At 68.9% G+C, this 15,846-nt stretch carries 11 protein-coding genes and 1 pseudogene; 4 read left to right on the forward strand and 8 right to left on the reverse strand.

Going from position 1 to position 15,846, the window contains the following annotated elements; translation table 11 throughout:
- Positions 1 to 31 precede the first annotated feature (31 nt).
- From STHE_RS15055 to STHE_RS15065, 3 genes are all read left to right on the forward strand, one after another.
- Entirely contained in the window at positions 32 to 1,666 is a 1,635-nt protein-coding gene (locus STHE_RS15055) for a long-chain-fatty-acid--CoA ligase (RefSeq protein WP_012873444.1), read from the forward strand.
- A 148-nt stretch (positions 1,667 to 1,814) separates the two neighbouring features.
- A complete protein-coding gene (locus STHE_RS15060) occupies positions 1,815 to 2,228 on the forward strand; it encodes a VOC family protein (RefSeq protein WP_012873445.1) in 414 nt (137 codons plus the stop codon).
- A 34-nt stretch (positions 2,229 to 2,262) separates the two neighbouring features.
- Positions 2,263 to 4,524, forward strand: a complete 2,262-nt coding sequence (locus tag STHE_RS15065; protein ID WP_012873446.1) for a copper resistance CopC/CopD family protein — start codon at positions 2,263 to 2,265, stop codon at positions 4,522 to 4,524.
- Between the two features lie 117 nt (positions 4,525 to 4,641).
- On the opposite strand, the gene STHE_RS15070 is transcribed toward STHE_RS15065, so the two are convergent.
- The 4 genes from STHE_RS15070 to STHE_RS15085 form a co-directional block, all read right to left on the reverse strand.
- The gene (locus STHE_RS15070) at positions 4,642 to 6,987 is read right to left on the reverse strand and encodes a heavy metal translocating P-type ATPase (RefSeq protein ID WP_012873447.1); all 2,346 of its coding nucleotides are present in this window, start codon (positions 6,985 to 6,987) and stop codon (positions 4,642 to 4,644) included.
- Positions 6,984 to 7,388: an ArsR/SmtB family transcription factor gene (locus STHE_RS15075; protein WP_012873448.1), complete on the reverse strand. Its 405-nt coding sequence runs from the start codon at positions 7,386 to 7,388 to the stop codon at positions 6,984 to 6,986. The genes STHE_RS15070 and STHE_RS15075 overlap by 4 nt, the downstream gene beginning before the upstream one ends.
- Positions 7,389 to 7,600: 212 nt before the next feature.
- A complete protein-coding gene (gene ggt, locus STHE_RS15080) occupies positions 7,601 to 9,337 on the reverse strand; it encodes a gamma-glutamyltransferase (protein WP_169308214.1) in 1,737 nt (578 codons plus the stop codon).
- Positions 9,338 to 9,659: 322 nt separating this feature from the next.
- Positions 9,660 to 10,424 carry an HAD-IIA family hydrolase gene (locus tag STHE_RS15085; protein WP_012873450.1) on the reverse strand — a complete coding sequence of 255 codons (765 nt, stop codon included), beginning with the start codon at positions 10,422 to 10,424 and terminating at the stop codon, positions 9,660 to 9,662.
- A 170-nt stretch (positions 10,425 to 10,594) separates the two neighbouring features.
- On the opposite strand from STHE_RS15085, the gene STHE_RS15090 reads away from it, so the two are divergent.
- Positions 10,595 to 10,879, forward strand: coding sequence for a response regulator transcription factor (locus tag STHE_RS15090; protein ID WP_012873451.1), 285 nt, complete (start codon positions 10,595 to 10,597; stop codon positions 10,877 to 10,879).
- A gap of 239 nt (positions 10,880 to 11,118) precedes the next feature.
- Here STHE_RS15090 and STHE_RS19700 read toward each other — a convergent pair whose 3' ends face one another.
- The 4 genes and pseudogenes from STHE_RS19700 to STHE_RS19710 form a co-directional block, all read right to left on the reverse strand.
- Positions 11,119 to 12,408: an NAD(P)-dependent malic enzyme gene (locus tag STHE_RS19700; protein WP_052295433.1), complete on the reverse strand. Its 1,290-nt coding sequence runs from the start codon at positions 12,406 to 12,408 to the stop codon at positions 11,119 to 11,121.
- A 90-nt stretch (positions 12,409 to 12,498) separates the two neighbouring features.
- A pseudogene (locus STHE_RS19705) lies at positions 12,499 to 13,644 on the reverse strand (NAD(P)-dependent malic enzyme); the annotation flags it as partial.
- Positions 13,645 to 13,730: 86 nt separating this feature from the next.
- Positions 13,731 to 15,266 carry an o-succinylbenzoate--CoA ligase gene (locus STHE_RS15100; RefSeq protein ID WP_012873453.1) on the reverse strand — a complete coding sequence of 512 codons (1,536 nt, stop codon included), beginning with the start codon at positions 15,264 to 15,266 and terminating at the stop codon, positions 13,731 to 13,733.
- A 68-nt stretch (positions 15,267 to 15,334) separates the two neighbouring features.
- The gene (locus STHE_RS19710; RefSeq protein WP_083776226.1) at positions 15,335 to 15,712 is read right to left on the reverse strand and encodes a four helix bundle protein; all 378 of its coding nucleotides are present in this window, start codon (positions 15,710 to 15,712) and stop codon (positions 15,335 to 15,337) included.
- Positions 15,713 to 15,846 lie beyond the last annotated feature (134 nt).

Here is a 15,846-nt window from a genome sequence, read left to right on the forward strand (position 1 = left end):
CACATCCCGCCTGGACCAAGGAGGCGTTACGATGTCGGAACGTCCCTGGCTAGCGCACTATCCGCCCGGCGTCCCGGCGACGCTGGAGTATCCCGAGGTCACGCTGGACCAGTTCATCGAGCAGTCGGTGGCCAAGCACGCCGATCTGACCGCGCTGCGCTTCGCCACGATCTCGATGACCTACCGTGAGCTGTGGGGCCGGGTGCTGCGCTGCGCCGCGGCCCTGGCGGAGCTGGGCATCGGCAAGGGGGATCGCGTCGCGCTCATGCTGCCGAACTGCCCCCAGTACGTCATCGCCTACTTCGGCACGCTGCGGGCAGGCGGGATCGTCGTGCAGGTCAGCCCGCTCAGCACCCCGCGCGAGCTGGTGCACCACCTCAGCACGTCGGGCGCGGAGACGATCGTCGTAGCCGATATGCTCTACCCGATGGTGCAGGCGGTGCTGCCCCAGGTGAACCTCAGGAACGTGCTGGTGACCCGGCTGCGGGGTGAGGTGACCCCGGGGCCGGAGGCCCGCGCCTTCGAGGAAGTGCTGATGTCCACGACCGGCGCGCCGCCGGATGTGCAGGTAACGCCCGATGACGTCGCGGTGCTCCAGTACACCGGCGGCACCACCGGCATCGCCAAGGGCGCCATGCTGACACACCGCAATCTGGTAGTGAACGTACTGCAGTCGGCCGCCCCCAACCCTGACTTTCCCAGCGGCGCCGACCTGCGGGTGCTGACGGTCCTGCCACTCTTCCACGTCTACGGCATGACGGTCTGCATGAACCTGGGGCTGGCCCGCGGCGGGGAGTTGATCCTGCTCCCGCGCTTCGAACCGGCCGAGGTGCTGGAAACGATCAAGGCGACCCAGCCGACCTCGTTCCCCGGCGTCCCGACGATGTACGTCGCGATCAACAGCGTCCCCAACGCCGAGGAGTACGGCGTCGGCTCGATCCGCTTCTGCAACTCGGGTGGGGCGCCGATGCCGCTCGAGGTGATGGAGGCCTTCGAGCAGCGCTTCGGCGCCACGATTATCGAGGGCTACGGGCTGTCCGAAACCTCCCCGGTCACGCACGTCAACCCGGCGACCGGGCTGCGCAAGCCGGGGACGATCGGCATCCCGGTGCCGGACACCGACGCCGAGATCGTCGATATCGACACCGGCACCCGCGTCCTCCCGCCCGGCGAGCCGGGCGAGCTGCGCATCCGCGGGCCGCAGGTGATGGCGGGCTACTGGGGCATGCCGGAGGAAACGGCGGACGCCATGCGCGACGGCTGGTTCTACACCGGCGACATCGCCACCATGGACGAGGACGGCTACTTCACCATCGTCGACCGCAAGAAGGACATGATTCTGGCGAGCGGCTTGAACGTCTACCCGCGCGAGGTCGAGGAGGTCCTCTACGAGCACCCGGCGGTGCTGGAGGCCGGCGTCATCGGCGTGCCCGACCCCTACCGGGGCGAGTCGGTGAAGGCCTACGTAGTCCTGAAGCCGGGGGCGAGCGCGACGGCGGAGGAGCTGGAAGCGTACTGCCGCGAGCATCTCTCCGCCTACAAGGTGCCGCATGCGTTCGAGTTCCGCGACACGCTGCCCAAGAGCGGGGTCGGCAAGGTGCTGCGCCGCGTGCTGGTTGAGGAGGAGCGCCAGCGCACGCCGGAGGAGACCGCCACAAGCGAGTAGCAACTCCAGACGGACGTAATGCACCGACACACCCGGCGTCGTCACCTGTCCGGTGGGTCAGGTGACAGCACCGGGTGTGTACGTATAATGCGAACAGATGAGCGATCCCCGGCAGGTTCGCACGGCCTCACCGCCGAGAGGAGAAAGCATGGCCCCGAGGATACGGGTCACGAGCCTTTTGGTTGACGACCAGGAGAAGGCCCACGCCTTCTACACCGAGAAGCTCGGCTTCATCACCAAGCAGGACCTCAAGATGGAGCAGGGCTGGTGGCTGACCGTCGCCTCGCCCGACGCGCCGGACGAGGTTGAGCTCTCGCTTGAGCCCAACAACAACCCCACCCTCGCGGGCGCGGCACAGGCGTACCAGCGAGCGCTGTTCGAGAACGGCATTCCGGCCACCGCCTTCGCCGTGGATGACATCCATGCGGAGGTCGAGCAGATGAAGGCGCGGGGCGTGCAGTTCACGATGGATCCGACCCCGATGGGGCCGGTCATCGTGGCGATGCTGGACGACACCTGCGGGAACCTGATCCAGCTCTTCCAGGTCACCGCGCAGCAGTAGCCCACGCCGCGCGCACCAGCGGACGCGCACCAGCATGGTACAGTTGAGACGCCGGGGCCACCGTGCCCTGGCGTTGGTTCGTCTGAGCAAGGACTTGCCGCTTGTGCGCGACATGGCACCTGCACGTTGGCTCCGCCGCGCTCACCGCCTCCGGCACCCGTTCCTCGCCCTCCTCGTCTTCACGCTCGCCACTCTGATCGCGCCCGCGGCCCTCGCCCACGGCGAACTGGACGTGGCGCGCAGCACACCGGGGCCGGGGTCGATCAATGGCGTGCCGCCGGAGGCGGTCGAGCTGTGGTTCACCGAGCCGCTGGAGGAAGCGCGCTCCTCGATCGAGGTCTACGACGCCGACCGCCAGCGGGTCGACAACGGCGATGTGCAGGTCGACCCGGCCGATCCCCAGCACATGCGCGTCACCCTGCCGCGCCTCCCCGACGGCACCTACACCGTCGCCTGGCGCTCAGCGTCGCTCGTCGACGGCCACGTGCTGCAGGGGACCTTCGAGTTCCGCGTCGGGCAGGCCCGGCTGCCGGCCGGAGCGGCGGCGACGGACGGGGAGCGCCCCGCCCCACAGGCGGTCGCGCTGCGCTGGCTCACGCTACTGGGACTCGCGGTGGCCGCCGGGTGGTGGCTGCTCGGCCTCCTCGGCGCGCGGCTCACCGCTCGTTCCCGCCGGCTGGCGCTGACGGGCGCGGCCGCGGCGCTCCTGGCCGACCTGGCGCTGGTCCCGATGACGGCCTACCTGCCGCCCGGCGATCTGCCGCGCCAGTCACTCGGCCAGGCTTTCGGCATCATGCCCACGCCGTGGCTGGCTCGCGTCGGGCTCGACGTGGCCGTCGTGGCGCTGCTCGGCCTGCTGGCGTTGCCCACCCTGCGGCGACGTTGGCGACCATTGCTCGCGCTGGGCGCCCTGCTGACGGCTGCCGCGGTGCTGACGCTCACCCTCACCAGTCACTCAGCAGCGCGCGAGTCCTACCGGCCGCTCGCGATCGCACTCAACGCCGCGCACCTGGAATCGATCGTCTTCTGGATCGGCGGGGTCGTACACCTGGCGGCCACCCCGCGCCTCTGGCGCGAGCAGAGCAGCCCGGCGCTCCGCCGCTTCTCCCGGCTGGCGCTGGTACTGGCACCGGTCGCCTTCCTCGCCGGTGCGGCGAACGCGGGCGTGCTCCTGCCGCTGAGTCGCCCGCCGTGGACCAGCCCCTACGGCCGGGTACTCCTCCTGAAGACCGGCATCGCGCTTGGGATCCTGGTGCTCGCCTGGTTCAACCGGCGACAGATCCAGACCGGTCTGCAGCGGCTGGTGGCGCTGCTCCGCTCGCTGCGGGGAGAGGCCGTGCTCGGCATGGGCGCGCTGCTCGCGGCAGCGGTGCTGGCCCTCACGGCCCCTCCGGCACCTGCCCAGATCGAGCCGCTCCACCTGCGGTTCGACCTCGACGACGAGCGCTATGCCCACCTGTTCATGTCGCACCCGGACACCGGGAACCGGGATCTGACGATCTGGCTCAGCGGCCCGGACGGTACCCCGCTCCCCGACGTCCAGCGCGCCTACGTCACGCTCCGCATGTTGGAGCGTCCGATCGATCCACCGCGGCTGCGCGCCGAGCGCCAGGAGGACGATCGCTGGCTAGTCCCCCGCGCGCCGTTCAGCGTGAAGGGCTGGTGGATGGCCGAGGTGGAGTTCGCCGGAGACGCCCCCGAACCGGAAGTGGCGACCTTCGTCTTCCTCCTCCCGGACCCGATCTTCATCGGTCCTGAACAGCGGGAGGAGAACGACCCGGCCGCCGAGGAGCTCTACCAGGCCGCGATCGACCGCCTGTCCCGGCTCACTTCGATGTCCAGCTTCGAGCGGCTGACGGACGGCTCCGGAAACAGCGTCACCACGGAGTTCGCCTTCGCCGCGCCGAACCGCCTCCGCTACGCCACAGCCGTCGGCGGGGAGTCGATCGCGATCGGGGACACGCAGTACTACCGCGACGGCAACGGAACCTGGACGGCGCAGCCACGAGCGCGCCCGGTCCGCTTCCCGCTGGCCCAGGTGAACTACTACACCAACCCGCAAGGGCTCACCCTCGGCCGGGAGATGGAGATCGACGGCGAAATCTGCCGGCTGGTGAGCTTCTACGCTCCCGCCGACAACACCCGCGGCGAGGTCTGGTACCTCTGGTGGGTAGGCACAGAAACGCACCACATCCGCCAGGAGGCGATGGTCGCCAACCACCACTACATGATCACCACCTATTCCGACTTCGACGCCCCGGTAACGATCGACGCGCCCGAGGTAGCGAGCCGGTGAGGCGTGGGGATTAGTGCGTAGTGCGTGTTCCGTGTTGCGTGATCCGTCATCAGCACGCGGAGTGGAGGCATAACGGAACACGCAGCACGGAACACGCAACACGCACTACTCAACACGTCACCGCCGCAGCAGGCGCATGCCGTTGGCGATGACGAGGAGCGAGGCGCCGACGTCGGCGAAGACGGCTTCCCAAAGGGTCGCAACGCCGCCGACCGCCAGCACGAGGAAGACCGCCTTGATGGCCAGCGCCAGCGTGATGTTCTGGAGGATCACCCGCTTGGCGGCGCGGGAGAGACGCATCGTGTCGGCGATCTTGCCCAGGTCGTCCCCCATCAGGGCGATGTCTGCCGTCTCCAGCGCGGCGTCGGTGCCAGCCGCACCCATCGCGATCCCGACCGTGGCCCGCGCCAGGGCCGGGGCGTCGTTGATGCCGTCGCCGACCATGCCGACCGCGCCGTAGCGCGAGAGCAGGTTCTCGACGGCGCGCACCTTCTGGTCCGGGAGCAGCTCCGCCTCGACTCCGTCAACCCCCAGTTGGCGCGCGATCCCGTCGGCCACGGCCTGCCGGTCACCGGTCAGCATGATCGTCTCGCGGATGCCTGCGTCCTTGATAGCGCGGATCGCGGCGGGCGCTTCCGGCCGCGGCGCGTCGGCCAGAGCGATGATGCCGGCCAGTCGCCCATCGACCCCAACCAGCACCGCCGTCTGCCCCGCCTCCTCCAGGCTCGCCAGGCGCTCCTCGACCTCCGGCGGCACCTCGCCGCCCAGCACCAGATCGCGCGAGCCGACGCGGACCGTTGTTCCGTCAACTCGCGCCTCGATTCCCCGCGCCGTGTGAGCGGTGACGTCGTGGACGGCCAGCCCGTCCGTCTCGATGCCCCGCGCCACAGCAGCCCGGCGGATGGCCGCGCCCAGCGGGTGCTCGGAGTAGCGCTCGGCGGCAGCGGCGACGCGGAGCAGGTCGGCCTCGTCGGCTCCGTCGAGCGGGATCACCGCGGTGACCTCGGGCTGGCCGACCGTGAGCGTGCCCGTCTTGTCGAAGGCCAGTGCCCGCAGCGACCCGGCAGCCTCCAGGTAGGCACCGCCCTTGATCAGGACGCCGCGCCGGGCAGCGGCGGCGATCGCCGACACGATGGTGACCGGTGTCGAGATGACGAGCGCACAGGGGCAGGCGACCACCAGCAGGACCAGCGCGCGGTAGAGCCACTCGGACCACCCGCCATCGAACAGGACGGGCGGGACCACCGCAAGCGCCGCGGCCAGCGCCACGACGGCGGGCGTGTAGTAGCTGGCAAAGACATCGATGAAGCGCTGGGTCGGCGCCCGCTGGGCCTGCGCGTCCTCCACCATGCGGATGATCCGGGCGATGGTCGAGTCGCCCGCGCGCCGCGTCACGCGCACGTCGAGCACCCCGGCGCCGTTGATGGTCCCGGCGAAGAGGTCGTCGCCCGGGGCCTTCCCGACCGGCACGCTCTCGCCCGTGATCGGCGCCTGGTCCACGGTCGACTCGCCGGCGAGGACCACGCCGTCTACCGGCACCCGCTCGCCCGGCCGCACAATGACCACCTCGCCGGGCGCGATCTCGTCGACCCGCACCCGCTGCTCGACGCCGTCCCGGCGCACCACGGCCTCAGCCGGGGTGAGCCGCATAAGGGAACGGATCGAACGGCGCGCACGGTCCATGGTGTAGCCCTCGAGTGCCTCGCCGAGGGAGAAGAGGACGACGACGGTGGCCGCTTCGAGCCACTCGCCGATGAAGGCCGCGCCGATGACCGCAATTGTCATCAGGGCGTTGATGTCGAGCCGGTGGGTGGCCCGCGCCGTCGCGACGGCCTTCCGCGCGATCGGCAGCCCGGCCACCAAAGCCGCCAGGGCGTAGAGGAGGGTCGACGCGAGCGACGGGGCACCGAGCAGCGCAAGCGCGGCGCCGGTGATGGTCGCCACAGCCCCGACGGCCAGCGGCAGATGCTCTTTCGCCAGCCAGGAGGGACGCTCCGGACGCGCCGCCGCAGGGTCGCCGCTCGTCACCCCGACGCGGTAGCCGAGGTCGGACACCCGCTTGGCGATAGCCTCCCGGCCGACCCGGTTCGCGTCATACTCGACGGCCATTCGTGCGCCGGCGAAGTTGATCGATACCCATTCGACGCCCGGCAAGCGGCTGATTCCGCGCTCGAGTGTCCGGGCGCAGTCGGCGCAGTCCATCCCCTCGATGGGGACGACCTCGTGGACGTAGCGTGCATTAAGCCGCTGGCCCTCACGGCGAGCCAGTGCCTCGATCGTGGCCAGCGGGATCAGGTCCGGATCGTAGTGCAGGATCACCCGGCCGCGCTGACCGGCGACGTGCACACCGTCGATCCCCTTGGTCGACTGGAGAACGGTGTACACCCGGTCGAGACACTGGTCGCAGGCGGCCGGCTCGGGCGGGAGCAGTTGGGACAGGTCGAGGCGCTGCGTCACGATCACCGCGCATCCTCCTCCCGGTGCCGCACGTGGTCGAGCGCCTGTGCCACGAGGGTCACGACGTGCTCGTCATCAAGGGCGTAATAGACTAGGCGCCCCTCCCGCCGCGAGCGCACCAGCCCGAGGTCGCGCAGCGCGCGCAGTTGGTGCGACACGGCCGACTGAGACAGCCCGATGGCGGCCGCGAGGTCCCCAACGCAGAGCTCCTGCACCTGGAGGGCGGCGATGATCCGGAAGCGGGTCGGGTCACCGAGAGCGGCGAACAGGGCAGTTGTCTGGTCGAGCGTTGCCGCGTCCGGCAGGTGTTGCCGGGCACGACGCACCGCGTCAACGTGCACGATTTGGCCGGCCGCCGGGGCCGGCTCCAGCTCCCGTAGCTGCTCATTGCGCCGTGGTCGTGCCATCTACCCTGTCCCCCAGCGTCCGCTCTCCGCAATCACATGAATAACTACACATATACTGGGGCGAGTGTAGCACACAGGCGCGGCGGAGGCAAGAGGGGGTTGGCCCTCACCCCCAACCCCCTCTCCCAAGGTTGGGAGAGGGGGCGTGTCTCATCATCGCGTTCCCCCTCTCCCCTTGTGGAAGAGGGGGTAAGGGGGTGAGGGGTATGCGCCTACACCCCGATCGCCGTGGCCGGGGTGAAGGGGAAGACGCCGCCATGCAGCTCGCCCGTCTCCTGGTCGATGAGAATGCCGTTCGGCCGGGCGAAGAAGCTTGCCGAGATCGTCTCATCGCGCGGCACGATCTGGTGGCCGCGCTCGGCCAGGGCGGCGCGCACCTCCTCCGGGAACCGGGTCGAGATCTCAAGCGCCGGCCCCTCAGTATGCAGGCGCGGCGCGGAGATCGCCGCCTGCATGCCGAGCCCGTAGTCGATCAGGTTCACCAGCACCTGGTAGATCGCCGACATGACCCGCCGGCCACCGGGGGAGCCGAGCGCGGCGAACGGCTTCCCGTCGCGCAGCACCACGACCGGCGTCGCGGCCGACATGACCCGCTTGCCCGGCCCGATCGAGGCGACCGCGCCCGGCTCCGGGTCGAACCAGGTGACCGCGTTGTTGAGCAGGATGCCGGTCCCCTCGATGACCACCCCGGAGCCGAAGATGCCGCCGAGCGTCGAGGTGAGCGCCACCATATTGCGGTCGCGGTCGATGACGGTGATGTGCGTCGTGTTCCCCTCGCCGGGCGCGCCGCTGCGCTCGACCGGGGACTTCCCGCCGCTGGGATCGAACGGCCAGGGGTCGCCGGGACCTTCCTCCGGCGTCGCCCGAGACGGGTCGATCGTGGCGCGGCGCACCGCTGCGTACTCCGGCGAGACGACGCCCTGGAGCGGCACCGGCATGAGTGCCGGGTCACCCAGGTGGCGCAGCCGGTCGACCATCGCTCGGCGCAGCGCCTCCGCGATCAGGTGCAGCGCGTCCGGCGTCTGGAACCCGGCTCCAGCCAGGTCGAACCCTTCGACGATCTTCAGCGCCTCAACGACGGTGGGGAACCCGCTGGACTCGAGCGCGCCGGCGATCTGGAAGCCGCGGTAGCTCGCGAGGTGCGGCGAGCGCTCGTAGGTGCGGTGTGCCGCGAGGTCCTCCTCGGTGATCAGACCACCGTTGCGCTTCATCTCCTCCGCGATCATCCGGGCGATCTCACCCCGGTAGATCACGTCGACGCCCTGTTCGGCGATGATGCTGAGCGTGCGGGCCAGGTCGGGCTGCACCAGACGGTCGCCCGGGCCGGAGATCGGCGGGGCTGGCGGCGCACCTGACGGCTTCAGATAGACGCGGCGTGTGGACGGGAAGCGCTGGAGCAGGTCCCAGTTCGCCGCGATCGACATGGCGATGTAGTGGTTGACCTCGAAGCCGTCGGCAGCCAGGCGGATGGCAGGCTGCACGACCTCGCGCCAGGGCAGGCGCCCGAAGCGCCGATGCGCCTCACCGACGAGGGCCGGCATGCCGGGCACCCCGGGCGCGAGCCACCCGGTGTTGTTGGCGTCGTCCTTGACCGCACGCCAGTTGTACATCCCGGCCCGCTGGTCGCCCGGCAGGAGTTCGAACATCTCCGGCCGAATCGCCGCCGGGAGGACGGTGCTGCCGTCGAGGCAGGTGATCTCACCGGTAGCACCGTCGCGGTACACCAGGAACGCGATGCCGCCCAGGCCGCTCATGTGCGGCTCGACGACCCCGATGGCGAAGGCCGTCGCCACCGCCGCGTCGATGGCGTTCCCGCCGCGGGCAAGTATTTCCGCGCCCGCCTCGGCCGCCAGCGGTTGCATCGCCGCGACCATCCCGTCGCGCGCAACCGCCTCGGTCTTGTCGATAATCCACTCGCTCCGTCGGCTCCGATTCGCCGCTGCACCCATCGCCACGCCCCTTTCATCACTGGTCATCACGGCACGCCTGCAGCGCCGTTTACTCTAACCGATCATGGAAGTGATGGAATGCATTTGAGGGCGGTGGATGCATACACCGTGGTCGGGACTCGGGCTCATTGATGTGAGGATCGCCGCGCCGAGGTAGGGGCCCAGACGGATGGTACAACGGTTCCCGCACCGTGGTCGGTGCCCGGGGGTTCACCCCCGGGCACCGACCTGGACGCTAGACACCGTACTAGCAGGGGTTGCCCCGGGCCCACACCAACCACGGCACGCGCGATCCTGCGGCGGGCATGACCCCGCCGTCAGGCTAGGGCAAGTCCGCGACGGAGTCGACGATCCGGGTAGGCTGGTAGGGGAACTTGGAGACCATCTCGCGCGTGGTCACGCCGGTGAGCACCAGCACCGTCTCCAGGCCGCTCTCGATCCCGATCAGGATGTCAGTGTCCATCCGATCGCCGATCATGATCGTATTCTCGGAGTGCTCCCCGAGGCGGCGCAGCGCCGTGCGGATCATCAATGGGTTCGGCTTGCCGATGAAGTACGGCACCGCGCCGATGGCGCGCTCGATCAACGCCGCGACCGCGCCGGTGGCCGGGACGATCCCCTCCTCGCTTGGTCCGGAGGGATCGGGGTTGGTGGCGATGAAGCGGGCGCCGCCCTGGATCAGCCGGATGGCACGGGTGATCCGTTCGAAGCTGTAGTCCTGGGTTTCACCCAACACGACGTAGTCGGGGGAACGGTCAGTGAAGGTATAGCCGATGTCTTCCAGCGCTTCGTAGAGCCCGTCTTCCCCAACGACATAGGCGGTGCCCCGGGGGTGTTGGCTGTTGAGGAACTGCGCGGTAGCCAGGGCCGAGGTGTGGATACGCTCCTCAGGGATCTCCAATCCCATGCGCCGGAGGCGGTGGGCCAGGATGGCTGGCGGGTACATCGAATTGTTGGTCATCACGAGGAACGGTCGTCCATCGGCGATGAGCCGCTCGATGAACTCGGGCGCCCCGGGGATAACCGTCCGGCCGCGCACCAGCACCCCGTCCATGTCGGTCAGAACGGCCTTCCGATCTTGCGCCATACGCCCTCCCGCCTCTCCCGGTGCGTACTGATCCCTCACAAAAGTGTAGCCGAATCCGAGCAACGGGCTTGCGCAGCGCCGGGCGCGATCCAGCTATGCCGGGTAACCGAAATGTAATTCTTTCTGTGGCCACATCGGTTGAAAATGGAAAGATGAGCAGGGAATCATAGGTGCAATACAGTCATGCGATGAAGGACGTGGCGATGCAGTTCGTCCTCCTTGACCCGAATCCGGACTCGGCTGCAGAGGTGCGATACGTACTGAGCGAAGCGGGGCACGACGTGGCGCTGGCGACAACCATCGACGAAGCGTGCCGGGCGGCGGTGCTCACCTCCCCCGACGCCGTGTTGGTCAGCACCACGGCCACGCAGATCGACGTGCGCCTGCTGCGCGACAAGCTCCAGCAACTGAACTATACCGGCCCAATCCTCAGGATCGAGCCGGGCATGGAGTAGGTTCTGCGGGAACGGGGTGGGGACGTGATGCTTGATGCGTCACGCGTCATACGTCATACGTCATGCGTCATCCGTCAGTCGCCGACTTCCACAGAGCACGCCCCTCTCCAGACACTGGGAGAGGGGCGTTGTCGTATCGAAATCCAATGAAGATGGGGAGAGCGGCGGCCGCGCCAGACCCGCGTGACAACACTGAGGATCCTTGACGGATGACGGGTGACGGATGACGTATGACGCCCCTACCGTTGGATGCGCTCGTAGATCAACTCCTGGGTACGGGCGGCGACCTCCTCAGGGTCGACCGGGATGCGGGCCACACCGGTCTCGACAGCGGCGCGGGCCACGGCCGCGGCGACAGCGGCGGGCACGTGCAGGTCCAGCGCACCAGGGATGACGAAGTCGCGACTCAACTCCTTGGGCGAGACCAGGTCCGCGATGGCGCGGGCGGCCGCCAGCTTCATCGCGTCGTTGATGTCGGTCGCGCGGGCGTCGAGCGCGCCGCGGAAGACACCGGGGAAGGCCAGCGAGTTGTTGACCTGGTTCGGGTAGTCGGAGCGCCCGGTCGCCACCACGAACGCCCCGGCCTCCTTGGCCTCGTCCGGCAGGATCTCCGGCTCCGGGTTGGCCAGGGCGAAGATGATCGGGTCCGGTGCCATGCTGCGGATCATCTCCTGCGTCAGCGCTCCGGCGACGGAGACGCCGATGAAGACGTCCGCCCCGACGAGCGCTTCGGTGAGCGTGCCGGTGATCTGCTCCTTGTTGGTCAGGCGGGCCAGTTCCTCCTTGACCCGGTTCAGATCCTGCCGCCCGCGATGGACGATGCCCCGCCGGTCGCAGAGGATGATGTCACCCACGCCGACGGTCAGCAGGAGGCGCGCGACCGCGACGCCCGCCGACCCGGCACCGTTGATGACGATCTTGACCTCTTCGAGCGGGGTACCACGCAGCGTGCAGGCATTGAGCAGCGCCGCCAGCACGATGATCGCCGTGCCGTGCTGGTCGTCGTGGAAGACCGGCAGATCGAGCCGCTCCTTGAGAGCCGCCTCGATCTCGAAGCAGCGCGGCGCGGAGATGTCCTCCAGGTTGATCCCGCCGAACGACGGCGCGATGGCGGTGACGATGTCGACGATGGCCTGCGGATCGCGCTCGGCCACGCAGATCGGGAAAGCCTCGACACCCGCCAGCGACTGGAACAGGACCGCCTTGCCCTCCATGACCGGGAGCGCGGCCTGCGGGCCGATGTCGCCCAAGCCCAGTACGGCGCTGCCGTCGGTCACGATCGCGACCAGGTTCTCCTTGACCGTCAGGTCGTAGACGACGCCGGGGTTGTCCTGCACCTCGGCGACCGGCGCCAGCGCGGCCGGGGGGACATACAGGAGCTTGAGGATGTGGTGATCCTTGATCGGGATCTTGCTCCGGATCTCCAGCACGCCGTTGTACCGCCGTCGTAGGTCGATCGCCTGCTCGCGGAGGGTACGCGGGCGCGGGGCCGAAGAAGGGGCCGCGGGCCGGGTCCGGGCGGTGGGCATGCCTTCGTAGACGTAGCGCAAGGTATTCTCAGCTACCTCTTCCGGCTCGACATCGTGGACGGCCTCGCCGGTCTCCTTCGCCGCACGCACCACAGCGGCAGCCAGCGTCGGCGCCACGCGGAAGTCAAAGATGCGGGGCACGATGTTGTCGGCGTGCAACTCATCGTCAGGCACGAGCCCGGCCAGCGCCTCGGCGGCATAGACCAGCGTCCGCAGCCGGATGTTGCGGGCGCCCGAGTCGAGCAACCCCCGGAACACGCCCGGGAAGACGAGCGAGATGTCCATCATGTTGGGGTGGTCGGAGCGACCGGTGCCGACCACGGCGGCCCCGGCGGCCTTGGCCTCCTGGGGCGAGATCTCCGGCGTCGGCAGCGCCATCGCGAAGACGATCGGGTCTCGCGCCATCTCGGCGATCATCTCCGGGGTGACGGCATCGCCGGTGGAGACCCCAATGAAGACATCGGCGCCACGCAGCATCTCGGCCAGGCTGCCGCGCCGGTGCTCCGGGTTCGACTCCTTGGCGACGTAGGCCTTGGCCCAGTTCATCCGGTAGGGCCGGTAGGGGTAGATGGCCCCCGCCCGGTCGCACACGACGAGGTCGCGCACGCCGACGCGGTGGAGCAGGCGGGCGATGCCGATGCCGGCCACGCCCGCCCCGCCGATGACCACCCGAATCTCATTCAGTTGCTTGCCAACCACCTTGAGCGCGTTCATCAGCGCCCCGAGCACGAGGATGGCGCTGCCGTGGTGCTGGTTGCTGAAGACCGGGATGTTGCTGCCCTTCTCCAGGTGGTCGGCGATGGTGAAGCTGTGCGGCGCGCTGATGTGGTCCAGGCAGATCGCGCCGAAGGTGGGCGTGAGGGCCAGGATGGTCTCGACGACTGACAACGGGTCCCGCTGGTCGAGGCAGATCGGGAAGGCGTCGATCCCGGCGAAGGTCTTGAAGAGGACGCTCTTGGCTTCCAGCAGCGGCAGCGCGGCCTCGGGCAACCCGGCAGCCAGACCGAAGAGATCCGACCCGTCAGTGACGATGGCCACGGTGTTGCCGCGCGAGGTCAACTCGAAGGAGCTGAGGGGGTCCTCGCTGATGACACGGCACGCCTCGGCCACGCCAGGGGTGTACACCAGGCTCAATACCGCGCGGTCGCGAATAGGTACTTTACTGGAAACCCCGATCAGTCCGCTGTGGCGGCGCCGATAGTTGAGCGCCTCGTCCTGTTGCTCAATGAGATACACGTGACCTGCCCAACATCGCTACGCGGGGTGTCGCCCGGCCAATGAAACGCCCGGCAGATTTTACATGGCGGCCACAGCCTGCACAATCAGGTTTCAGGCGCCGGATCGCACGTCGTCCAGGACTCGCGCAACACCCGCCGCAGTAACTTGCCACCCGCGTTACGCGGTAGCGGTTCGTGAGTAAATCGCATTCGCGACGGGATCTTATAGCCTGCCAGCCGCCCCCGACAGAAGGCGCGGAGGTCCTCGGCCGACAGTTCCGCTCCCGCTTCCAACCGTACCACGGCCGCCACGGTCTGGCCCCACTCGGGGTCGGGTAGGCCGAACACGCCCGCCTCCCGCACCGCGGGATGAGCCAACAGCACCGCCTCCACCTCGGACGGGTAGACGTTCTCCCCGCCGGTGACGATCAGGTCGTCGCGGCGATCGAGCACGTAGAGATAACCGTCTTCATCCAGGTAACCGGCATCGCCGGTGTGCAGCCAGCCGTCCACGATCGCCCGTGCCGTCGCCTCCGGCCGCCCATGGTAGCCGGCGGTCACGATCGGCCCGCGGACCAGGATCTCGCCGGCCTCGCCCGGCGCCGCCGGTCGCCCGTCCTTTTCGATGCGAACCTCGTTGGGGTAGAGCGGCTTGCCGGCCGAGCCGATCCGGCGAAGCGCGTCCTCTGGCGCCAGCGTCGCCACCTGCGACGCCGTCTCGGTCAGACCATAGGTCTGCATCACCGGAATGCCGCGCGCGGCGCACATCTCCAGCAGCGGCCGCGGGGCAGGCCCGCCGCCAAGCAGCAGGCAGCGCAGCCAGGGGGGATACGGCTTTTCGCCCCGTGCCGCGAGCATGCGCCACACCATCGTCGCCACGACCGAGGCGATCGTCACCCGCTCCTCGTCGATGGCGCGGTTGACCGCCTCGGCGTCGAACGTCTCATGGAGGACGACCGTCATGCCGTAGATCGCGCCACGGGTCAGGATCGACAGTCCGCCGACGTGGAACAGAGGCAGGCAGGCCAGCCAGCGGTCGTCGGCGTGCAGGCCCAGGTTGAGCGCTGAGCCGACGGCGCTCCACCAGAAGTTTCCGTAGGTGAGCAGCGCCCCCTTGGGCCGGCCGGTCGTGCCGGAGGTGTAGACGATGCTGTGGATCTCCTCCGGAGCGTGTCGATCGACCAGCGCCACGTCCGCCTCCGGGACTGTCTCCAGCGCGACGGCCCCCGGCGGCGCGTCCGGCACCGCGCCGACCGTCGCGAGCCGCGGCACCGGCACCGCCGCCGCCACACCTGCGGTGTGCGTGTCGCACACCAACAGCCGGGCGCCGGAGTCGGCCACCTGCCAGGCGACCTCGCCGGCCGTGAGCCGAATGTTGATCGGCACCAGCACCGCGCCGAGGCGGCCCAGGGCGTGGACGATCTCCACGACGGCCGGCCCGTTCCGCAGCAGGGTCGCGACCCGGTCCCCGGCGCCGACGCCGAGCGCCGCCAGCCGCCGGGCCATAGCGTCCACCCGCGCGTCCAGTTCCGCGAATGTCCAGGACTCCCCACCGGCCATCAGCGCCACCCGCTCCGGCGTGCTCCGGGCGCGGGACGCGAGCCAGTCGGGGAGGGGGTGGGTGGGTAGGAGTTGGGTCATAACGTAGTTCCGAGCTCCGTATTTCGTGTTCCGTGTTCCGTGTTTCGTGTTCCGTGTTTCGTGTTCCGTTAGAGATCATCCGCGTCGTACGGGGCTCGGTCCTCGTGGACGGCTCGTCCACGCTGGGCTGGGATGATCACGAGCAAGGAGCGGATTATCTGGGACATCAAGTCGACTCGGTGATGGATCACGTCGTGGTCAAGGACATGCCTGGCCTTGTAATACCAGTCTCGACTCTCTCGAGCGGAGCCTAGCGAATACTCGTAAAACCGAACACGGTCCCTGTCGGATCCGCGGCTGTACCCTTCAGCGATGTTCGCGCTGATCGACCCCAGGGATCGGTAGAGTTGCGTCGACAAGGCGAGCGTACGGCGGTCGCGCGTCAGTGCTGTCACGTCGCTCCAGCCGATATCCGCCGCGTACAGGCTGAGCCGATAAACCTCCATCCGCCATAGCGGATCAGCCACAATCGCCCGCGGCACCGATCGTTGCCATTCCTCAAATGGTACCGTGCCCACCTGCCTGCGATCGCCCACCCGTCGTACCTCCGTGCGCTCTACGGTGTCATCATCCCCGTGTT

This window comes from Sphaerobacter thermophilus DSM 20745 (genome assembly GCF_000024985.1).
GTDB classification, from domain to species: domain Bacteria; phylum Chloroflexota; class Chloroflexia; order Thermomicrobiales; family Thermomicrobiaceae; genus Sphaerobacter; species Sphaerobacter thermophilus.